This is a genomic window from Actinomyces sp. SKVG-SVH-4(1), assembly GCF_048514265.1.
GTDB classification, from domain to species: Bacteria; Actinomycetota; Actinomycetes; order Actinomycetales; family Actinomycetaceae; genus Actinomyces; species Actinomyces oris.
On sequence record NZ_JBGEVE010000007.1, the window covers coordinates 8,603 to 28,816 of the forward strand.

At 69.7% G+C, this 20,214-nt stretch carries 19 protein-coding genes; 8 read left to right on the top strand and 11 right to left on the bottom strand.

The window, feature by feature from the left end:
• The coding region (ligA, locus tag AB7V09_RS07255; protein ID WP_419143358.1) for an NAD-dependent DNA ligase LigA at positions 1-2,413 on the bottom strand (2,413 nt) is incomplete at its 3' end.
• A gap of 42 nt (positions 2,414-2,455) precedes the next feature.
• Between ligA and AB7V09_RS07260 the strand changes: the two genes are divergently transcribed.
• Positions 2,456-6,178 carry an FtsK/SpoIIIE domain-containing protein gene (locus AB7V09_RS07260; protein WP_419143359.1) on the top strand — a complete coding sequence of 1,241 codons (3,723 nt, stop codon included), beginning with the start codon at positions 2,456-2,458 and terminating at the stop codon, positions 6,176-6,178.
• Positions 6,179-6,384: 206 nt separating this feature from the next.
• Complete coding sequence (locus AB7V09_RS07265) at positions 6,385-6,633, top strand: WhiB family transcriptional regulator (protein ID WP_003779481.1); 249 nt, start codon at positions 6,385-6,387, stop codon at positions 6,631-6,633.
• Between the two features lie 98 nt (positions 6,634-6,731).
• Here AB7V09_RS07265 and AB7V09_RS07270 read toward each other — a convergent pair whose 3' ends face one another.
• A complete protein-coding gene (locus tag AB7V09_RS07270) occupies positions 6,732-8,207 on the bottom strand; it encodes a sensor histidine kinase (protein WP_070511887.1) in 1,476 nt (491 codons plus the stop codon).
• Between the two features lie 176 nt (positions 8,208-8,383).
• Here AB7V09_RS07270 and AB7V09_RS07275 point away from each other — a divergent pair, with 176 nt between their 5' ends.
• From AB7V09_RS07275 to AB7V09_RS07295, 5 genes are all read left to right on the top strand, one after another.
• On the top strand, positions 8,384-8,878 hold the full coding sequence (locus tag AB7V09_RS07275; RefSeq protein ID WP_419143360.1) for a DUF2505 domain-containing protein: 495 nt from the start codon (positions 8,384-8,386) through the stop codon (positions 8,876-8,878).
• Positions 8,879-9,053: 175 nt separating this feature from the next.
• The gene (locus AB7V09_RS07280; protein ID WP_003789729.1) at positions 9,054-9,494 is read left to right on the top strand and encodes an OsmC family protein; all 441 of its coding nucleotides are present in this window, start codon (positions 9,054-9,056) and stop codon (positions 9,492-9,494) included.
• A 75-nt stretch (positions 9,495-9,569) separates the two neighbouring features.
• Positions 9,570-10,268 (top strand): hypothetical protein, encoded by a 699-nt coding sequence (locus tag AB7V09_RS07285; RefSeq protein ID WP_009747504.1) that lies wholly within the window; start codon positions 9,570-9,572, stop codon positions 10,266-10,268.
• Entirely contained in the window at positions 10,265-11,158 is an 894-nt protein-coding gene (locus AB7V09_RS07290) for a thymidylate synthase (protein WP_419143361.1), read from the top strand. The genes AB7V09_RS07285 and AB7V09_RS07290 overlap by 4 nt, the downstream gene beginning before the upstream one ends.
• Positions 11,155-11,748 (top strand): dihydrofolate reductase, encoded by a 594-nt coding sequence (locus AB7V09_RS07295; protein ID WP_419143362.1) that lies wholly within the window; start codon positions 11,155-11,157, stop codon positions 11,746-11,748. The genes AB7V09_RS07290 and AB7V09_RS07295 overlap by 4 nt, the downstream gene beginning before the upstream one ends.
• 40 nt (positions 11,749-11,788) lie before the next feature.
• Here AB7V09_RS07295 and AB7V09_RS07300 read toward each other — a convergent pair whose 3' ends face one another.
• The 7 genes from AB7V09_RS07300 to AB7V09_RS07330 all read right to left on the bottom strand — a co-directional run bounded on the left by AB7V09_RS07300 (position 11,789) and on the right by AB7V09_RS07330 (position 17,074).
• Positions 11,789-12,196, bottom strand: a complete 408-nt coding sequence (locus AB7V09_RS07300; RefSeq protein ID WP_081379288.1) for a winged helix-turn-helix transcriptional regulator — start codon at positions 12,194-12,196, stop codon at positions 11,789-11,791.
• A gap of 147 nt (positions 12,197-12,343) precedes the next feature.
• Positions 12,344-12,967 (bottom strand): NADPH-dependent F420 reductase, encoded by a 624-nt coding sequence (locus AB7V09_RS07305; protein WP_075415511.1) that lies wholly within the window; start codon positions 12,965-12,967, stop codon positions 12,344-12,346.
• A gap of 155 nt (positions 12,968-13,122) precedes the next feature.
• Positions 13,123-14,133 (bottom strand): ABC transporter substrate-binding protein, encoded by a 1,011-nt coding sequence (locus AB7V09_RS07310; protein WP_419143363.1) that lies wholly within the window; start codon positions 14,131-14,133, stop codon positions 13,123-13,125.
• A complete protein-coding gene (locus tag AB7V09_RS07315) occupies positions 14,130-14,810 on the bottom strand; it encodes an ABC transporter permease (RefSeq protein ID WP_204472551.1) in 681 nt (226 codons plus the stop codon). Before AB7V09_RS07315 ends, AB7V09_RS07310 begins: the two co-directional genes overlap by 4 nt.
• Positions 14,807-15,511, bottom strand: coding sequence for an ABC transporter permease (locus AB7V09_RS07320; RefSeq protein WP_279013729.1), 705 nt, complete (start codon positions 15,509-15,511; stop codon positions 14,807-14,809). Before AB7V09_RS07320 ends, AB7V09_RS07315 begins: the two co-directional genes overlap by 4 nt.
• Positions 15,508-16,377: an ABC transporter ATP-binding protein gene (locus tag AB7V09_RS07325; protein ID WP_279013728.1), complete on the bottom strand. Its 870-nt coding sequence runs from the start codon at positions 16,375-16,377 to the stop codon at positions 15,508-15,510. The genes AB7V09_RS07320 and AB7V09_RS07325 overlap by 4 nt, the downstream gene beginning before the upstream one ends.
• Before the next feature lie 256 nt (positions 16,378-16,633).
• Positions 16,634-17,074: a VOC family protein gene (locus tag AB7V09_RS07330; RefSeq protein ID WP_314919672.1), complete on the bottom strand. Its 441-nt coding sequence runs from the start codon at positions 17,072-17,074 to the stop codon at positions 16,634-16,636.
• A gap of 209 nt (positions 17,075-17,283) precedes the next feature.
• On the opposite strand from AB7V09_RS07330, the gene AB7V09_RS07335 reads away from it, so the two are divergent.
• Positions 17,284-18,051, top strand: a complete 768-nt coding sequence (locus AB7V09_RS07335; protein ID WP_314919670.1) for a DeoR/GlpR family DNA-binding transcription regulator — start codon at positions 17,284-17,286, stop codon at positions 18,049-18,051.
• A gap of 30 nt (positions 18,052-18,081) precedes the next feature.
• Here the strand turns inward: AB7V09_RS07335 and AB7V09_RS07340 are convergent, their stop codons facing one another.
• Together AB7V09_RS07340 and AB7V09_RS07345 are read right to left on the bottom strand one after the other, a co-directional pair.
• Positions 18,082-18,210, bottom strand: coding sequence for a hypothetical protein (locus AB7V09_RS07340; protein ID WP_314155993.1), 129 nt, complete (start codon positions 18,208-18,210; stop codon positions 18,082-18,084).
• Between the two features lie 89 nt (positions 18,211-18,299).
• On the bottom strand, positions 18,300-20,126 hold the full coding sequence (locus tag AB7V09_RS07345) for a subtype A tannase (protein ID WP_419143364.1): 1,827 nt from the start codon (positions 20,124-20,126) through the stop codon (positions 18,300-18,302).
• Positions 20,127-20,214: the final 88 nt, after the last annotated feature.

Consider the following 20,214-nt stretch of genomic DNA (forward strand, 5'->3'; position numbering starts at 1 on the left):
CCTCCTCGTCAAGGATCGTCAGCCCCAGCTCGCGGGCCTTGGTCTCCTTGGAGCCCGCCTTGTCCCCCACGACGACGAAGCTCGTCTTCTTCGAGACGCTGCCCGAGGCCTTGCCGCCGCGCGAGACGATGGCCTCCTTGGCGCTGTCCCGGGTGAATCCCTCCAGGGAGCCGGTGACGACGACGGTCAGGCCCTCCAAGGTGCGCGCCGGCTCCTCCTGCTCCTCTGAGGCCTCCTCCCGGGTGCGGACCCCGGCGGCCTCCCAGCGGCTGAGGATCTCGCGATGCCAGTCGACCTCACGCCACCGCACCCAGGACTCGGCGATGGTGGGTCCGACGCCGTCGACCTCGGCCAGCTCAGCAATGTCTGCCTGGCACAGGGCCTCCAGGGACCTGAAGCGCGCCGCCAGGGCCCGGGCGGCGGTCGGGCCGACGTGGCGCACGGACAGGGCCACCAGGATGCGCCACAGCGGGCGGCTGCGGGCCTGGCGGAGCTGGGAGAGCATGGCGGTGGCGTTCTTCCCCGGAGCAGTCGCCTTCTTGACCCGCCCGTCGGCGTCGTAGGTCTGCTTGGTCCAGAAGAACCGGCTCAGGCGCCAGTCCCCGGTGGGGACGCCGCGACGGGAGACGGGGCGCCAGACGAAGACCTCGCGCAGGTCGTCCTCGGTCAGGTCGAACAGGGTGGCCTCGCCGGTGAGTACCGGTGTCTGCTCGGTGATCCCCGCCTGCCTCAGGAGCTCCTCAACGGCCTCCACCCGTTGGGAGACGTGGAGGGAGTCGAGCTCGCCGGGCGGGAGGCTAAGCCGTCCGCCTTCGGTCTCCAGGCTCCGCCCCGCCGCGAGCGCGGTCAGGGCCTCGCGGCGTCCGGCGTCGGGTCGGGTCAGGGCGCCGGCGGCCTCGTCCCCCAGCCCTTCGACGTCCAGAGCGCCCCGGGAGCCGATGTGAGCGATCCTCTCGGTGAGCTGGGCGGGGCAGGACCGGGTATTGGGGCAGCGCAGGTCGACGTCGCCGTCCTTGGCCGGCGCCAGCTCGGTGCCGCAGGAGGGGCAGTGCGTCGGCATGACGAAGTCCCGCTCGCTGCCGTCACGCAGGTCCGCGACCGGCCCCAGGATCTCAGGGATGACGTCGCCGGCCTTGCGCACGATGACCATGTCCCCGATGCGCACGCCCTTGCGGGCCACCTCGGTGGCGTTGTGGAGAGTGGCGCGGGCCACCGTCGAGCCGGCGACGAGGACCGGCTCCATCATGCCGAAGGGCGTGACGCGGCCGGTGCGTCCGACCTGGACGGCGATGTCCAGCAGGCGGGTACGGACCTCCTCGGGCGGGTACTTGTAGGCGGTGGCCCAGCGGGGCACTCGGGAGGTGTGGCCCAGGCGGCGCTGAAGGGAGTGGTCGTCGAGCTTGAAGACGATGCCGTCGATCTCGTGGATGAGGTCGTGGCGGTGGGCGGCGTAGCGCTCGATGTAGGCCTCACGCTCGGCGCGCCCCCTCACCACGGCGTTGTAGGGGGACACCGGCAGCCCCCAGCCGGCCAGCAGCTCGTACCACTCGTGCTGCCGGGTGGGGAGGCTCTCCCCTGGTGCGGGGGTGATCGCACCGACTCCGTGGGCGATCATCGCCAGAGGCCGGGAGGCGGTGACAGCGGGGTTCTTCTGGCGCAGCGAGCCGGCGGCCGCATTGCGGGGGTTGGCGAAGACCTGCAGGAGGGGGGCTCCGTCGGCCTGCCGCTGCACGTTGCGGGTGCGGCGCTCCTCGTTGAAGGCCTCGAAGTCCTGGGTGGGGAAGTAGACCTCTCCGCGCACCTCGAGCAGGGAGGGGTGGGCGTCGCCGGCCAGGACGAGGGGGACCGAGGCGATGGTGCGCACGTTACCGGTGACGTCCTCACCGGTGGTGCCGTCGCCGCGGGTCGCGGCCCGGGTGAGGATGCCGTCCTCGTAGGTCAGGGCCACGGCCAGGCCGTCGATCTTGACCTCGGCTGTCATGGCGAGTTCGTCGTCGCCGACCCCGGTCTCGGCGACCATGCGCTCGGCCCACTCCTGGACCTCGTCGAGGGAGAAGACGTCCTGAAGGGAGTACATGCGCTCGTGGTGCGGGGCGGGGGCGAAGTCGGTGACGGCGCGCCCGCCCACGGAGCGGGTCGGTGACCCGGCTCGAGCCAGGAGGGGGTGGGCCGCTTCCAGTCCCTCCAGCTCCCGATAGAGGGTGTCGTAGTCGGCGTCGGACAGGGGGCTCTCGGCATCGATCGCGTTGTAGTAGGCGTCGCGGGCGGCCTCGATGTCACGCACCAGCTCGCTCCAACGCTCCCGGGCGGCGGTGGGGATGGCGCTCAGATCCACGGGGCCACGCTGATCGGAGCGTGCCGAGGAGGGGGCCGGGGCGAGAGCGGATCCGCGGGGCGCGTCGGTGTCAGTCATGGGGTCATCTTCCCCCAACCGGGTTCACACCGGGATCCGCCCGTGTCCACAGTGACCATGAACATCCCCGAACGCCGAGGTTGTCCACACCCGGGGCTGACCGACGGCGACGCGACGGTCCCCAGCGGCGATTCTGGAGCAATGAGCACTCCCACCGCCGTCCCGGACCTCCACTGGCTCCTGCCGGCAGAGGCCTCGGCCTCGTTGCGCCGGCGCTCGGCGGGTGAGGCAGCCGCGGAGGCGGCTCTGGCCGCCTTGGCCGGTCCGTGGCACCTCGCGGTCCTGGACGGTCCTGACCGTGGCCTGGTGATGGCCGTCAGGGACGGCGCTTTTCTGGGCCGGGGCGAGGTTCTCAGTGACCCCTTGGTCTCCCGCCATCATCTGCGCCTGCGCCTTCACGGCGGCCGAGTCCTGGCGCAGGACTGCGGATCGGCCAACGGCTCCTACCGCTACTGGCACCTGGGGCTGTGGCTGCGTATGCGCCGGGAGACGAGGATGAAGGAGGGGACGCTCCTGCGGCTGGGAGACAGCCTGCTCGAGCTGCGCAGGCGCCCCTGCGACCTGGTAGTGGCGGCCCCTGCGACACAGGCCTCGTCAACGGCATGGTTGATGGTGGGCTCACTGGTCTGCGTCCTGGTCATGGGCGGCTCAGCAGTGATCGCGCTCAGGACGGGCAGCCGCGGTGCAATGGGCATGATCATGGTGGCGCCGATGGTCACGATGACGATCATGCGTCTGGTGCCCTTCCTGCAACAACGGCGAGCCCAACGTGCCGGGCGCGCCGGGCGTGCCGGTGGGGCCCGATGGCGCGCTCGCCGGTACCACCGGGGACGCCGACCGGGGTGGAGGCGCAATGAGCCGGACCCTGCCACGATGCTGCTGGCCGTCGCCGCGCGCTCCAGCATGTCTCAGGCCGTCCGGGACTCCCGGTCCGAGGGCTCAACGCCCGCCTCCGCCGCTCAGGAGGTCCTGGCCGCGTGGAGTGCCGCTCGCCGACGACGCTGCGTCCTGACGCTCTGCGACGGCGAGAGCCTGGCCCTGGTGGGCAAGGGCGCCGGCAATGCGCTGCGATGGTGGTGTGCCCAGCTTCTGGCCCGCGACGAGGTCCGGGTGACCGTGTTGGATGCCCCGTCAGGAGCCCTGCCACATGAACGCGCGGGCCGTCGGGACAGTGCGCAAAGTGAGGGATGGGAGATGGCGAGCGGCCGGCTGGGGCTACGCCTCGCCTGGGGCCCGCAGGCCCACCCTCACAGCGCACAGATAGTGACTTGCGCCCACGATAAGGTCCCGCCCCAGGCTCTGAGCACACGGCCCGCTCCGGCCGGGGCGCCGTCGTGCTCACCGACCTGGTGGGAGGCGGTTCAGCACCTGAGCCGCTCCCGGATCACGGAACCGCCCCGGTCGTCGTCCCGGGTCGATGGCGTCCCCGACGTGGTCCCCCTCAAGACGGTCATGCACGACCTCGACGCCCACGAGCTGCGGGAGCAGTGGCAGGAGCAGGCGCACTCGCCGACCCGGGGCGCCCCGGTGCTGTCAGCGGTGCTCGGCGTGGGACCCCAGGGGCCGGTACGTGCCGACCTGGTGGCGGACGGCCCGCACGCCCTGCTGGCCGGGACAACGGGTTCGGGGAAGTCCGAGCTGCTCATCTCGTGGCTGGTGCAGCTGGCACTGAGCCGAGCGCCGGACCGCCTCACCCTGGTCCTGGTCGACTACAAGGGCGGTGCCGCCTTCGGCCCCCTCGCCGGCCTGCCGCACACGGCCGGGGTCCTGACGGATCTGGATCCCGCCGGCACCCAGCGCGCCCTGTCCTCCTTGGAGGCCGAGGTGCGCCGCCGCGAGCGGATCCTGGCCGCCCACGGCGCCAAGGATCTCTCCTGCCTGCCACCGCAGGTCGTCGTCCCCGATCTGGTGGTGGCGGTGGACGAGTTCGCCACCTTGGCCGGCGAGCACGCCGAGGTCCTGGAGTCACTGGTGCGTATCGCCGCCCAGGGGCGCAGCCTGGGCATCCACCTCATTCTGGCCACACAGCGCCCTCAGGGGGCCGTGTCCCCGGCGATTCGGGCCAACACCTCCTTGCGAGTATGCCTGCGGGTGCTCGACGCCGCTGACTCCAGGGACGTCCTGGGGCACGACGGGGCCGCCCGGATCGGTCATCATCCCGGGCGGGTCCTGGTCAGTGGCGCCGGCGGCGCTCAGGAGAGTGCCCCTGACCGGCAAGGTCTCTCCGACGGAGCCAGTGGTGCTCCCAGCCCTGGCAGTCAGGTGCTTCAGGCCCCCTGGTGCGGCTCGACACGTGAGGTCCAGAGGATCGTCGACCTCATCTCACGCGCAGCCCAGGGGCACGCCTCCCCGTGGCGCCCCTGGGCGCCGGCCCTGCCCGCCTCGATCAGCGCGGCCGAGGCGCTCGAGCTGGTTCGGCTCCGGGGCCCCCGGGCACCGGGTGATCGTGAGGAGCAGGGAGCCGATGGGGCACTCGCCCCCACGGAGCCTGCTGACCACGCAGGACTGTCCGCGTGCGAAGACGACCATCTTCTCCTGGCCGTGACCGACCTTCCTCGCCAGCAGAGCCTGGGGCTGTGGCACTGGCGGGTCACACGCCCGCTGCTGGTCCTCGGGGCCTCAAGGTCAGGGCGGTCCACAGTCATCGCCTCAGCCGCGACGGCAGCACTGGGCGCGGGCCGAGGAGTGCACCTGTGCGGCTTCGCTTCCCCGACCTTAGACGCCTCCGGCCAGGCCCCGGACGAGGCCTCACCCATGCGCGAGCTCCTCACCCACCCCGGGGTGGGCACGGTGGTCGGCACGGAGGACCCGCGACGCCTGGCCCGGCTGTGGGGACTCGCCGCCAGCGGGCACCTCGGCACGGACCTGCTGTGCCTCGATAACGTCGACGCACTCATCGCGACCATCGATGAGGTGCTGGGCCCCGGCCAGGGCAACGCCCTGTTGGAGGCCGTTATCCGCACCACGTCCGCAGCGGGTACTCCCCTGCTGCTGACCGCGCCCTTGGTCGCCTCCACCGCCCGGTGGGCCGGTTCCATGGGCCTCAGGCTGGTTCTCGGTGCGGCCACCGGCACACAGGCCGCTCTGGCCGGTCTTCCACGCGGGGTGGTCACCGGCGGCGCCCCGGGGCGCGGCGTCATCCTGGACGGGGCGACGACGACCGCCTGCCAGATCGTGCTCCGTGCGGACTTCCCGGTATCCGCCTCCGAGCGCGACGGCGCCCGCACGCTGCGGCTCGAGCCGCTGCCAACCCGGCTCACCTGGGAGGACGTCCCGGAGGGCACCTGGGCTGTGGGAGGAGACGCGGCGGCACCGGTCACGCTTCCGGCTCACACCAGCGTCCTGGTCGCCGGGCCTCCCGGCTCGGGGCGCTCCACGGCACTGCGGGCTCTGGCCCAGGCGATGGCCTCCGACCCCCTCGTCGTTGACGACCTGGACCTGGCGGACATCGCCACCGCCACTCAGGTGGAGGCCGCGCTAGCGCGCTCCGAGGTGGTCCTGGCCTCCGCCTCGACGGAGAAGGTCGCCACGACCTTCCGTGGCGCGATCTCCACGATGCGTGAGCGTGAGGCACTCGTCGTGCTGTGGCCCGGTATGCGCCCTGCCGATCAGGCCGCCGGCATCTCCTTGCGGACGGTCACCGACCCCAGAGCGATGACGCTGCCCGGTCGTGGGGCACTCGTCTATCGCGGAACGTGTCTGCCCATTCAGATCGTGCTACCCCGGCCCGAAGACAATGATCGTCCTATTGAACACCCTGTTTAACAGGCATTCTCAATGAAGGAAAGTGGTGTTATCTCAACAGCTCAGCATCCTGTGAGGATCACGACAGGGTATCGGCACAGGTCTCATGATCGAGGTCTTGCCCACCGCCCCCCGTCGTGTGAAAGTTGTTCTCGGACGCGGCCGCCGTTCCCTGACAAGTTGGGTCGGCGCCAACCGCATGACCGATGACCTTGTAGGGGGCCCTTATGGACTGGCGCAGCCAAGCCGCATGTCTCACCGTTGACCCGGAGCTCTTCTTCCCCGTGGGGAACACAGGTCCCGCCATTGCCCAGATCGCCAAGGCAAAAGAGGTGTGCGGCCGCTGCGAGGTGGTGGACACCTGCCTGAAGTGGGCACTGGAGAACGGCCAGGACGCCGGCGTCTGGGGAGGCATGAGCGAGGACGAGCGTCGTTCTCTCAAGCGCCGGGCGGCCAGGGCCCGCCGGTCCTCCTGAAAACTGATCGAGTTCTTGACACTGCGGTGTTCGCACGGTTAATCGTGCGAACACCGTTTTGTTGATCCAGTGGTTCTCTACAGCGAGAAAAGGAAAGGTCAGGCTTCAGCCCTGGCAGCCCGCTGATGAAGGCGGGCATGAATGACGACGTCGGTGCCCCCTCCGCTCAGAGGCTCCCAGTCAATGACCCCGCGCAGCTCTCCTCGCACGAGCGTGGTGACGATCCGTGTTCCCAGTCCGGTCATGAGGGTGTCCGGCGCCAGGCCCGCACCGTTGTCCATGACGTGGACCTCGAGCCGGTCCTCGTCACGGTGGGCCGTGACCGTCACGCGGCCGTCGCGGCCATCGAGGCCGTGCTCGACGGCGTTGGTCACGAGCTCGGCCAGCACCGTGGCCAGCGCCTGCGCCGTGTCAGCGTCAACCACCCCGAAGGAGCCCTCCAGCTTGGTGCTGACCTCGCCCGTGGGCGTGGCCACGACCGCGGCCATGCGCAGGATGGAGGAGAAGACCTCGTCGAAGTCCACGTGCTCGTTGACGTTGTGGCTCAGGGCGTCGTGGACGGTGGCGATAGTGGTCACCCGGCGCTCGGCCTCGGACAGGGCCTGACGGGTCTCCTCGTTCGAGGCGCGGCGGGCCTGCATGCGCAGCAGCGCCGAGACGGTCTGCAGGTTGTTCTTGACCCGGTGGTGAACCTCCCGGATGGTGGCGTCCTTATTGAGCAGAACCTGCTCACGCCGACGCACCTCGGTGACGTCACGCACCAGGAGCACCGCCCCGGAACGGCGCCCCTTGAGCGTCAGCGGGATGGAGCGCACAGACAGGAACACTCCCCCGACCTCGACCTCGGTGAGCCAGGCCTGTCTGCCCATGAGGACCACGGCCAGCGTCTCATCGACGGGGGTACGAGCAGGAATGATCGAGGTGACGGCCTCAGCCAGCAGGATCCCCTCCAGCTCGCCCTCAATCCCCAGGCGGTGGAAGCAGGAGCGCCCGTTGGGGCTGACGTAGACGATCCGCCCCTCCTCGTCCAGGCGCAGGACGCCGTCGGCCACGCGCGGCGTGCCGTGGCGGATCGTGGTGCCGGCCCCCTGGATGGGGAACTCGCCCGAGGCGGTCATCTGGCACAGGACCTCGGCGATCTCCTCCATCTCCCGCTCAACGATGCGCCCGCCCCGGATAACACCCACCGAGGTCTCCCGAGTCACGACGGCGATCGGCGTACCGGCGTGAACAACCGGGATGTACTCCTCCTGGACCGCGGCGGTACCGGTCCAGTAGGGCTCAGCCGCGTCCTGGATCTGGGCGGTGGACAGTGACTCCATGGCCATGGCCTCACGCGAGGCCGGCATGCGCCGCCCGACGACGTCCTCGAGGTGAACGGTGGTTCCCCCCGAGGGGCGGGTGTGGCCCGCGGCGATGAAGCGCCCCGCACGGGTACGCACCCACAGGACCAGGTCGGAGGTGGATAGGTCCGCAATCAGCTGCCAGTCAGCCACCAGCTGGTGGATCCAGTCAAGGTCGGCCTCGGCGAGGTCGACTGCGTCTCTCAGGGCGCTAGGCAGAAGATTAGGCACCTCTCAAGGTTATCGGCAGTGAGCGGAACCGGCTCGTTGAGCCGGCTAATTGCCAAGCAGGACACATGTTCGGGAACTGAGCGATCCCGCATTCAACCGCACGAGCACGCCTTGGCTTCCGTCCCCACGGGGGTCGGAACATGCCCCGGACTAGCGAAACATGACAGGATCGCACCATGAGGAAGACCATCACCATCACCTATCCCGCATCTCCAGTACGCACCGCGCAGATGCTCGCCGACCCCGCCTACCAGAAGGCGCGGGTCTCACGGGCCGGGCTCGACAACGCCTCGGTGGACGTCGCCCAGCGCGGCCAGGGCTTCGTGTCCACCATCGCCGGAAGCATCCAGCCCTCCCAGCTGCCCTCGGTCGCCTCGAGGTTCGTGCGCTCGGCGGTGGCCTTCTCCGTGGCCGAGTCCTGGGGCGAGCCGAAGGATGACGGCTCACGCTCCGGCGGCTACGACGTGACGATCAAGAACGCCCCGGTCAAGGTCAGCGCCACCTCCACCATGTCTCCCGCCGGTGAGGCCACCACCGTCACCGTCGACGTCGACCTCAAGGTCACCGTGCCGTTGGTCGGCAAGACCATCGAGGAGAAGGCGATGGGCATGGTGGGCCGAGTCGTGGCGGACGAGGAGCGCCGGGCCGCCGCCTGGCTCGCCGAGCACTGATTCGCGTTTCATCACGCCCCGATCACTCGCGGATCACGCACGGATCACTGACTGTGCGCTGCGTCGCCCAGCGGCGTTATTCCCGTGCTGCGCCCCTGTCCGCCAGTGGCGCAGCACGGGGCTGTACGCCGATTCCACCGCCGAGTCTCGCCCGGTTTCATGGCACGATCAGGCCATGAGCACTTCTAACGCAGCCGCCTCCGCCCCTAACGCCGTGTGGGCCGAGCGCGCGGGCACCCGCCAGTACATCGGTCGCAACTCCTCGGGCGCTGAGGTCCGCATCGGCATGGGCCCGGGCGAGTTCTCCCCCGGTGAGCTGATGAAGATCGCCCTGGCCACCTGCAACACCCTGTCCGCCGATCACCGTCTGGCCAAGGCCCTGGGCGAGGACTTCGAGGCCACCGTGGGCTGCTCGACCGTCAAGAACGACGCCGAGGAACGCTACGAGTCCTTCCAGGTCGAGATCGTCACCGACCTGTCCTCGCTCGACGCCGAGCAGCGCGAGCTGCTCAGCCAGCGGGTCGCCGGCGCCGTCGACCGTCACTGCACCGTGGGCCACACCATCGAGCACGGCGCTTCCTACACAACCACGATCGTCGACCCCAACGAGGACTGAGCCCTCAAGCACTCCGGCCCTTGAACCGGCCGCGCTCCCCGAGGCCCCCTGCGTCACTCAGGTAAGGAGACCACTGTGAACACCTCCCGCTCCGGGCGCTCCACAGCGCTGGAACGTGCCCTCGACAAGGCGATCGCCATCCCGGCCTCCCGCATCGAGGAGCGCGTCGCACGGATGCGCCGGGACCGCCCCGGGGCCGACGCCGCCGAGCTCGTCGAGATGGCCGGCGCCCGCTTCCGGCGGGACGCAGGGTTGTCATCGGGGGCGGTCGGGGCCTCGGCAGCCATCCCGGCCATCAGTACGGGCGCGGCCGCTGCCCTGACGGTCGGCCAGAGCGCCGCCTTCATCGCCTCGGCCGTCACCTACGTTCTGACTGTCGCGGAGATCCAGGGGGTCCACGTCGTCGACACCGAGCGCCGTCGGGCCCTGGTCCTCTCCGCCCTTCTGGGCAAGGAGGGATCCGAGGCGGTTCAGGGCCAGCTGGGTCTGTCCTCAATGTTCTGGGCGGCTCAGCTGCTCATGCAGATGCCCCTGCCATCGGTGAAGTCGATCAACGCCCACCTCATCAAGCGGGTGGCCAAGCGCTCGGCCGCCAAGGGCGGGGCGCTGGCACTGGGGCGCCTTCTCCCCTTCGGGATCGGGGCCGCCATCGGCTGGAAGGGGGGCCGGGCACTGGCCAACCAGGTCATCGAGGGAGCGCAGGCGGCGCTAGGGCCCCAGCTCGCTCTGAGCGACTACGTCGACAGCTCCCACGTCGAGGTGATCGAAGCGTGAGCGGTATCGGCAGCGGCAGCGATCCCTCACCGTCAGCCGCTCAGTACCCGGCCCTGGCGCAGATGGGGCTCGTCCCCCCACCAGGTGTCGACGTCGCCTACGAGAACCTCCTGGCCGAGGTCCTGACCAACGGGACCGCGAAGTCCGACCGCACCGGCACCGGGACGCGTTCACTCTTCGCCCGCCAGCTGCGCTACGACCTGCGCCGCGGCTTCCCGCGCATCACCACGAAGTTCGTGGCCATGAAGGCCGTCAAGGGTGAGCTGCTGTGGTTCTTGCGCGGGGAGACCAACGTGCGCTGGCTCCAGGAACGGGGCATCACCATCTGGGACGAGTGGGCCGACGACTCCGGTGAGCTGGGACCGGTCTACGGCTCGCAGTGGCGCTCCTGGCCCACCCGGGACGGGGGCACGATCGACCAGATCACCGGGCTCATCGACACGCTGCGCACCGACCCGGACTCGCGGCGCATGCTGGTGTCGGCCTGGAACGTCTCCGAGCTGGGGTCCATGGCGCTGGCCCCCTGCCACGCCTTCTTCCAGTGCTACGTGGCCGACGGCCGCCTGAGCCTGCAGATCTACCAGCGCAGCGCCGACCTGTTCCTGGGGGTGCCCTTCAACATCGCCTCTTACGCGCTGCTGGCCCACATGCTCGCCCAGCAGACGGACCTGGAGCCCGGAAAGCTCATCTGGACCGGCGGAGACTGCCACATCTACGACAACCACATCGAGCAGGTCCGCACCCAGCTCTCCCGGGTGCCCAGCGCCCACCCCTTCCCCACGCTGCGCCTGGAGCGGGCCGAGTCCATCGACTCCTACGACATGGACGACATCGACGCCTCCCAGGGCTACGAGCACCACCCCACGATCAAGGCCCCGGTCGCGGTATGAGCGGCCTGGGGATGATCTGGGCCCAGGACGTCACCGGCGTCCTGGGAGCCGACGGCGGCATGCTGTGGCGCGTGCCGGCGGACTTCGCCCACTTCAAGGCCACGACCATGGGCTGCGGGCTGGTTATGGGCCGCACCACCTGGGACTCACTGGGAGGCCGCCCCCTGCCCGGGCGGCGCAAGGTGGTTCTCACCCGTGACCGCTCCTGGCGGGCCGAGGGGGCGGTTCGCGCCGGCTCGCTGCGCGAGGGGCTCTCGCTGGCGTCACGGGGCCTGGCCGCCGAGCTGGGGCACGATCCCCGTGACGGGGATGCTGCGGGGCTGCCCCGCCTGTGGGTCATCGGTGGCGGGAGTGTCTACGAGCAGGCGCTGGCTGACGGCCTGCCCGATGTGCTCGTCGTCAGCGTCCTGGACCTGGATGCCACGCAGCGGGCCCGCGAGCGCGGCCTGCCCGACTCGGCGCTCGTGCGCGCGCCGGGGATCAGCACTCAGGAGTGGGCCATCGATCCGGTCCTCTCCGACCCGCGGGGGCAGTGGCGCCCCACATCCGGGGACGCGCGCTGGCGCGTGGAGACCTGGCGGCACCTGTAGACGCGCTCGAAACGCCCTCGGCGAGCGTTTCAGCGGATGCTCAGTGCTCGGCGTCGTAGCGCGCCCGGGCCTGGCTGACAGCGCCGAGGTGCTCAGTGGCCCAGGCCTCGACGTGAGCCAGCGCCTCCGCCAGCCCCTTGCCTGAGTCGGTGAGCTCGTAGGTCACTCGCGGTGGGATCTCAGGGTACTGATGGCGCTCGATGAGTCCATCACGCTCAAGGCCCCTGAGGGTCTGGGTGAGCATCTTGGTGGAGATACCGTCGACGCGGGTCGATATCTCCTTGAATCGTTGCGGCTGGCCCGCTTCGTGAAGCGCCCCGACGACGAGCACGGTCCACAGGTCGCCGAGCGACTTGAGCAGGCCGCGTGAGGGGCAGCTGCGGCTATAGGGGTCGGGCGCCATCTCCCCCGCCTGCTGCGTGCCGGTCGGCTGCTCAGTGTCGGCCACGTCGTCTCCTCGTGTGCTTGGTCGCTGATCCGTCGTCGGCCACCCACGCGTGTGAGCGGCCGACGACGGGCATAGGCGACAGGTTACCTGCGAACCGGGAGCCTTACTCGAGGCTTACTCGGGGCATACTCGGGGCTCACCCGGGGCTCACTCTGACACGACGGCGAGGCCGCCGGTCCAACCGACCTGCTCCGTGACACCCAGGGCGATGTTCAGTGCCCCGAGCGCCTCCATACGCTCTGCCCGCTTGAGCTCGCCGGCGTCGGCCCACGCCAGTCCGGCGGCCTCGACGAACGAGCGCAGGCCCGCCTTGGCCTCTGCGGAGTCGGAGGCGGCCAGGACAGTGGCCGGGCGAGCGCCGATGGTGCCGCTCGCCAGGACGGCGGCGAAGACAGTGTTGAAGGCCTTGACCACCTGGGCGTCCGGGAGCTTCGCTGCGAGCTCGGCGCTCGCGGAGCTACCGGCCGGGACGAGAGAGTCGAGGGAGGTGAAGTCCAGGGGGTTGGTCGGGTCGACGACGACCTTGCCGGCGAATGCCTGTGCGCCGTAGGTGGCGATGACCTCGTCGATGGCGGCGTAGGGCAGGGCGAGGACGACGATGTCACCGGTCAGGGGTGAACCGATCTGGGCGACGTCGACGCCCGACAGGCCGGTGGCCTTGGAGGCGTCGCGCACCAGGACCTGAGTACTGGCACCGGCCTTGACCGCCAGACCCGCGACCGCCGATCCGATGTTGCCGGCGCCGATGATGGAGATGGAGGGGACGGACATGAGAGCTCCTTGAGCATTAGTTGTTGAACGAACAACTAAACTCTCTCACGCGCACTCACTTTCCGAAAGAGAGTGACTGCATGTAAGAGATCACAACCGTTGTCCGCACGCTCTCCGCCAGCCTGACACACCGGACACCGCGGCCCTCTCGCCGCTCAGAGCAGCTTCTTGGAGGTGAGCCAGTCGGTGGCGATGGTCTTGGAGCTGAGCTTCTCTCCAGTGGAGCGCTGGTTGAGGGAGCGCAGCTCGTCGGGGGTCAGCAGGGCCGAGACCCGGTTGATGGCGGTGGCCGCGATGGCCGGCAGCGAGGCGGAGACCAGCGGGGTGACGTTCTGCGGGAGGATCAGCATCTGAGGGTCGGAGAGGATGACGAGGTCCTTGGCCCCGATGGCGGGATCGGAGGAGTAGATGTCGGCGACGTCGACGGTGCCGTCGGTGAGGGCCTTGACGGTCAGAGGCCCGCCGGAGTCCTCCACCGGCGTGACGGAGGCGTCGACGCCGTAGACGGCCTTGAGGCCCTTGGGGCCGTATGGGCGGGTGGTGAACTCCGAGTTCGCGGCGATCGTGACGGACCGCCCCAGCGAGGCCAGGTCGCCGATGGAGGTCAGGGAGTGGGCCTGGGCGGTGGCCTTGGTGACGGTCAGGGAGTCCTGATCCGTCGCCTCGGCCGGGTTCAGGACGGTCAGCGAGTGCGGCAGGGTCCTCAGCAGGGCGTCCTGGATGGAGGCGGTATCGCCGGCGGCGCGGGAGGGGGTCGCAGTGGCGGTCACGGTGGCGGTCGTGGCAGTCGGGCCGCCTGAGGCGGAGGTCTTGCTGTAGTACTCCAGCAGGTTGCCGCCGTACTCGGGGATGACGTGGATCTTGCCGGCCTCGAGCTCGGGCAGGTAGACCTCCCGCTGGCCGATCTGGTACTGGCGGGTGACGGTCAGGCCCGTCTTCTCCATCATCTGGGCGTAGAGCTCGGCGATGATCTCGTTGGAGTAGTACTGCTGGCTGCCGATGATGATCGGGCCGCCCGAGTAGCCCCCCGAGGCTTGGTCGACGGCGAAGGGATCGGTGTCGGAGCAGGCGCTCAGGGCGATCAGGCCGGTGGTCGCGCCGACGCCGGCCAGCAGGCCGCGTCGCGTCAGCTGCTTGCCGGGGCGCGAGTGGGACGGTGCAGTCATGCTGATTCCTTCCGGTGCTGCCGGGCACCCGGGGGCGTGACCCCCCATTGGATGAGGGCGAAGATGGCCTCGGAGGCCAGGGCCAGGGCGATGACCAGGAGCGCCGAGGAGAGCATCATGACGTAGTCCTGGGTCTTGAGGCCCAGGAACATGAGTCGGCCGAGCCCGCCGGCGCCGGTGTAGGCGGCCAGTGTGGCGGTGGAGATGACCTGGAGGCTGGCCGAGCGCAGCCCACCGACGAGCAGCGGCGCCCCCAGGGGAATCTCGACCCGACCCAGAACCTGCAGCTCACTCATACCGCTGGCCCGGGCGCCGTCGACGGCCATGGCGGAGGCCGCCCGCACCCCGCTCATGGCTCCGGCCAGGACACTGGGCAGTGCCAGAATGACGAAGGCGATCATGGGGGCGCTCAGGCCGACCCCGAGAACGAGGCCGAACAGCGTGATGAGGCCGAGGGTGGGCAGCGAGCGGGCCGTACCGCTGAGCGGTTGCACCCAGGTGCGCCCGCGTCCGGTGTGCCCCACCCACCAACCGGCGGGGACCCCGATGAGGGCGGCGATGAGGACACCGGCCAGGGAGTAGAGGACATGCTGGACCAGCAGTGGGCCGATCCCCATGGCCCCGCTCCAGTGAGCGGGATCGGCGATGTAGGCCAGGGCGGCCAGAACGAACCTCACGCCTTGCCCTCCTGACTGTTCGAGGCGGCTGCGCAGGCTCCGGCAGCGACTGCCCCGGCGTCGCCGGCGCGCTTCCAGGTCCAGGGCAGGCACAGCCGCCCCAGCGCGAGGACGAGCCCGTCCAGGACGAGGGCCAGGGCCGCGGTGGCGACCAGCCCAGTGACGATCTCCGCGGTGATGCCGCGCTGGAAGCCGTCGGTGAACAGCCAGCCGAGGCTGCGCACACCGAGGACCGCCCCGACAGTGGTCAGTGAGATCGTCGAGACCGTCACCACGCGCAGGCCGGTGAGGATCGCAGGGCCTGCCAGCGGCAGCTCGACGGTGAGGAAGCAGCGCAGGCGTCCCATGCCCATGGCGGTGGCGGCGTCCAGGACGCGGGCGTCAACGGCGTCGAGTGCATCGGCGGTGGCCGGCACCAGGAGCGCCAGCCCGTAGAGGGTCAGGGCCACGATGACGTTGAGCGGGTCGCGGATGCCGGTGGCCAGGATGATGGGGAGGATGACGAACAGGGCCAGGGAGGGGACGGCGTAGAGCAGCGAGGAGCCGGTCACCAGCACGGCTCGCAACGGCCGGGCCACGCGGGCCAGCCGGGCGATGGGGATCGCCAGGACGAAGGAGGCGACGATCGCAGGAACCGCCTGGAGCAGGTGGGCCAGGAGGTGCCCGGCGATGGTGGGCAGGTTGGCCAGGACCCAGCTCATGCCCGTTCCTCCGCCTCCGAGGAGGATTCGTCGGCCAGGCGCCCGACGGCGCGGCCGGCCCGGTCCAGGACGATCCGGGACTCGGCGACGTCCGTGAGCTGAAGCTGGCGGGCGGCGTCGTCAAGGCCGAGGAAGCGGGCGACGAAGTCATCGGCCGGGTCGGCCAGCAGCTGGGGACCGCTGCCTCGCTGAGCGACCTGGGCGCCTTCGCGCAGGAGGATGATCTCGTCACCCAGGGCCAGGGCCTCATCGACGTCGTGGGTGACGAAGATGATGGTCTTCCCCAGCTCGGCCTGGATGCGGGCCATCTCGCGCTGGAGGTCGCGGCGCACGAGCGGATCGACGGCGCCGAAGGGCTCGTCCATGAGGAGCACCTCAGGATCGGCGGCCAGTGCCCGGGCCACACCGACCCGCTGGGCCTGGCCGCCGGAGAGCTGGTGGGGGTAGCGCCCCGCCAGGTCGCGGTCGAGGTCGAGCATGTCCATGAGCTCGAGGGCCCGGCACCGGGCGTCGTGGCGGTCGGCGCCCTGGAGGCGGGGTACGAGGGTGATGTTATCGATGACGCGCCGGTGCGGCAGCAGCCCCGCGTTCTGCATGACGTAGCCGATGGAGCGACGCAGGGCCACGGCATCGCGGGTGGCGACGTCCTCGTCATCGATGAGGACCCGTCCGCTGGAGGGCTCCACCATGCGGTTGACCATGCGCAGCAGGGTCGTCTTGCCACAGCCGGACGATCCCAGCAGGACGGTGGTGGTGCCGGCCTCGATACGGGCGGTGAAGGAGTCGACGGCGGGGGAACCTGATTCGGCGCCCCTCCCGGCCGGGTACGACTTGGTAACGGCATCGAAGGTGATGGTGCTGCTCATTGCGGGTGCCAGGTGTCCTCTCATGGCCTTAGGCGGCGCGGCCCGATGGCGTATCGCAACCGTACCAGCCGTCACCTGCCGATCTGCCAGGTGACGGCCTTTCCCAAGGCGATTGGTGCAGGATTGAAAGCAAACACCCAGGTGCTCACCATCGACACGTCGAAGGTATCGACGAGCTGCTCCCTCTCAACACCGCAGCAGTGCGCACCATTCCCGCACCTCATGCCCAGGCTGCGACCCGGGCGGGCTTTCCGGATCAGAAGGACGGGCGCAGGGCGACGTCGTCGGAGTAGTCCGAGGCAACGAGCTCGACACGGTTGCCCTCGGGGTCAAGCACGGTGGCCTCGTAGTATCCGTCGCCGGTCTCGCGAGGCCCGTCGACGACCGGCACACCGGCTTCCGACATGTAGGAAGCCAGGCGATCGACGTCTTCGCGCCCCGGCAGGCCAAAGGAGACGTGAGCCCACCCCAGCCCGGCGGCCTCGCGCCCTTCGGCCAGCTCCGGACGGGTCATGATCTCCAGGCGGGTCCCCCGCTCGTCCGCGGGCGTCTCGGCGAAGTGGAGGATGTGGGTGCGCAGGCCGGTCCTGGGGTTCTCGTAGAGGCCGTTGGCGTGCCCGTCGAACCAATGGGAGTAGAAGTCGCGGGCGCTGTCGAGGTCGGCGACCCAGATGGCGACGTGGTCGAGGTGCGGCATGATCATTCCTTTCCAGACGGCGAAGAATCACTGCCGATGACCAGAGATGATCGTACGATCACTCGTCCAAGCAGCGATTTTTCGGCATTGAATCAACGGATTTCTGGAACTCCGATCCGTTGACACCAACAGTAGAAGACCATACGATCATTGTCATTGCTCGTTCTCCAGCAAAACGATCACCTCGTTGCTACCGATGCGGAGGAAGCATGCGCGACAGTCCCCACGACAGGCGCCGCACAATACTGCGTGCCCTGAGCCCCACGACGGTCCACAGTGTGCAGGCGCTGTCCCGGCTGACCGGGGTCTCGCTCATCACCATCCGCCGGGACCTGGCCGAGCTGGCCCAGGAGGGCCTCGTGACCCGGGTCCACGGCGGGGCTCTGCGTGCACCGCGCCGTGGGGCCGCCCGACCGGCCTCCACGCGTCGCAGGCAGGATGTGGAGATCAAGCGCCGTCTGGCGCAGGCCACTGCCGAGCTCATTGAGGACGGGGAGGCGGTCATCATCGACTCGGGGACCACCTGCGAGATGGTGGCTGAGCAGCTGGCCGGCCGCGACATCCGGGTTCTGTGCCTGTCGCTGGGAGCCGGGGCGGCAGTGGCCTCCGCGCGTGGAGCCGCGGTGACCATCGCGGGTGGCCCGGTGGATCCGGAGTCCCTCTCCCTGTTCTCCGCTGAGGCGGTCGAGGCGGTGCGCGCGTTCCGCGCCGACGTCGCGGTCCTATCCACCTGCGCCGTGTCCACCCGTGAGGGCCTGACCGTCATGGAGTCCGACGACGCGATGGTCAAGCGCGCCATCATGGCCTCCTCCACCCGACGAGTTCTGCCGACCGCACCGAGCAAGATCACCCAGACCAACACCTACCGGTTCGGGCGTATCGAGGACCTCGACGCGCTGCTGACCACGAGTCAGATCGACCCCGACACCCTCGAGGAGCTGCGGGGCGCCGGGGTTGACGTCGTCCTGTGCGACTAACGGCGAACGACCGGGTCGCAGCGGAGCGGCTCAGTCCAGCAGTGCTGCGATGGTGCAGGAGACCGCCAGCAGCGGGAGGATCCCCTGCTTGGCGGCCGCGCCACGGTGGGGCGCCGACGTCAGGGACACAGCGGCCGTCAGCATGAGCGCTCGATTCATGGGACGGATGGAAACCGGTCGGCTCAACCGCCCCATCGCCGTCGTTATTCCCCCGGGATTCCCGGCGCAGTCTCCTGAATGTCCTGCGCTCAGGAGGCCTGCTTGGTCACCCAGGCGATGAAGTTCTCCTCACCGGTGCCGGTCAACTCGGCCATCGTGTGCCCCTGCCCCCAGATGGTGGCGAAGTCGACATTGCCGGCTCCGGCCTGCTGAAGCGCCAGGGCGAGGTTCACCTCAACGGTGGAAGCCGTGTCGCCCTGGGTGATGCCGGTGCGGATGCGCCAGGCCGGGGCAATGGTGGAGCTGCCCCGCCCCTTGGAGTCCTGGGTGAGGTAGTACAGGGGGTCGTACATCGCCACGCGCGTGACCATGTCGGTGCCGACCGAGTCCTTGGCGGCCAGGTCCTTCTCATAGGCGGCGACGCCGTAGTCCTTGTTCCAGCCCGACAGCCCCGAGTACCTGGACTGCCCTTTGGAGATGACCTCGCGGCTCAGGGAGGAGAAGTGCTGCTTGTTCTCCCCCGAGCCCATGACGAGGTTCTCGGTCTGGGCGCGGCCCACGCCGTCAAAGGCCCCCACGTCCTTGGAGGCGTTCTTCTGGGAGGCGACGAAGCCCTGCAGGCCGGTGATCGTCGCGGTCTTCTTGGAGGCGTCGTAGGTGACCCACTGCGAGGAGGAGTTGAGGAAGGCGATGTACTCCTCCACCGTCTTGTAGGTGGTGGACTCGGCGCTGCCCTGACCGCCGCTTCCGGGTTTCCCGCCCTTGGGTGGCGTGCCGCCGGAGTCACTGGGCGGGGTTCCCGACGGCGCCCCGCCGCCACCGCTGGGCTCCATCCCCGCCATCTCGGTGGAGGAGGGCGTGTAGGGGAAGGTGGTGGCCGCCAGGAAGTCGTTGAGGGACTTCTGGATGACCGACACGAGGTGGTCGTAGTAGGAGCCCGACAGGAAGGTGCCCTGGGAGGAGGACTCCAGGGTCAGGGGCTTGCCCTGGGAGTCAGTGAGCTTCAGCCCGTTGAGGTAGGCGGGGAAGGCGGCCGCGAGGTCCTGGGAGTAGGCCCGCGTCCAGGTGCCCTCGGCGCGGGTGCCTGAGGAGGCGAACTGCCCCATGTTCCACTCGTAGGCGGCGTTGGCGCTGTCCAGGCTGGTGATCGGGCACCAGCACATGGCTCCGGCGACGGCGTCGGACAGCGCCTTGCCGCTGGTGTCAGTGGTGGCGGCCCCCAGGACGGCCAGATAGGGGGCGAACAGCTCGCTGTCCCCGGAGGCTCCGGCGACGGCGCTCTGCGCCCCTCCCCCGCTGTGCCCGAAGACGTAGACCTTCGCGGCGTCGCCGGGAACGGCGGCGGAGTTGTAGCGCCGGTAGCGCACGGCGGCCTTGAGGTCGGCGACACCCCAGGGCGCGTTGCCGGAGTAGGTCTGGGAGTTGGAGTCCTTGCCGCGCAGGCCTGCGAGGACGTAGATGAAGCCGGCCTCCATGTAGGCCTTGATGGTGTCGTAGGAGTACTCGGTGGGCGGCTTCTGGGCGGAGTATCCCGGGGTGTTGACCGGGAAGACGGTGGGTGCGGTGGCAGCGGTGAAGCTGCCGACGGTGCCCGAGGCGTTGACGGTGACCGTGTAGGTGCCGTTGCCGTTGTCCTTCCCAGTGAAGTAGGCACCGGGCACGTAGATGCCCAGGGTCTCGTAGTCCGAGGCCTGGGGCGTGGCCACGTAGCGCAGACCCAGCTGGTAGTAGACCTTGTGGTCGGCGTCGTAGCGCCAGGCGGCGGAGTCCAGAGCGAGCTTGGCATCGGTGGGAGCCTGCGACGAGGCCGTGGAGGAGGCCTGCGCGGTGGCCCCTCCGGTGGAGCAGGCTCCCAGGCCCAGGAGTCCGGCCGTGGCGGGCAAGGCGGCAAGGATGGTGCGTCGTGGCAGGTTCATCGTGGTTCCCTCCGGCACGCTCAGTCGCGCGCCTCGCTCGGGTGTCTGCGTACGTGGCTAGCACATCACCTTAAGGCACGGACGATCC

Excerpts from the sequence above, each read along its gene's own strand:
- AB7V09_RS07265 (WP_003779481.1), top strand. The coding sequence starts at position 6,385 with ATGGACTGGCGCAGCCAAGCCGCATGTCTCACCGTTGACCCGGAGCTC.
- AB7V09_RS07275 (WP_419143360.1), top strand. The coding sequence starts at position 8,384 with ATGAGGAAGACCATCACCATCACCTATCCCGCATCTCCAGTACGCACC.
- AB7V09_RS07280 (WP_003789729.1), top strand. The coding sequence starts at position 9,054 with ATGAGCACTTCTAACGCAGCCGCCTCCGCCCCTAACGCCGTGTGGGCC.
- AB7V09_RS07295 (WP_419143362.1), top strand. The coding sequence starts at position 11,155 with ATGAGCGGCCTGGGGATGATCTGGGCCCAGGACGTCACCGGCGTCCTG.
- AB7V09_RS07305 (WP_075415511.1), bottom strand. The coding sequence starts at position 12,967 with ATGTCCGTCCCCTCCATCTCCATCATCGGCGCCGGCAACATCGGATCG.
- AB7V09_RS07310 (WP_419143363.1), bottom strand. The coding sequence starts at position 14,133 with ATGACTGCACCGTCCCACTCGCGCCCCGGCAAGCAGCTGACGCGACGC.
- AB7V09_RS07320 (WP_279013729.1), bottom strand. The coding sequence starts at position 15,511 with ATGAGCTGGGTCCTGGCCAACCTGCCCACCATCGCCGGGCACCTCCTG.
- AB7V09_RS07325 (WP_279013728.1), bottom strand. The coding sequence starts at position 16,377 with ATGAGCAGCACCATCACCTTCGATGCCGTTACCAAGTCGTACCCGGCC.
- AB7V09_RS07330 (WP_314919672.1), bottom strand. The coding sequence starts at position 17,074 with ATGCCGCACCTCGACCACGTCGCCATCTGGGTCGCCGACCTCGACAGC.
- AB7V09_RS07335 (WP_314919670.1), top strand. The coding sequence starts at position 17,284 with ATGCGCGACAGTCCCCACGACAGGCGCCGCACAATACTGCGTGCCCTG.
- AB7V09_RS07340 (WP_314155993.1), bottom strand. The coding sequence starts at position 18,210 with ATGAATCGAGCGCTCATGCTGACGGCCGCTGTGTCCCTGACGTCGGCG.
- AB7V09_RS07345 (WP_419143364.1), bottom strand. The coding sequence starts at position 20,126 with ATGAACCTGCCACGACGCACCATCCTTGCCGCCTTGCCCGCCACGGCC.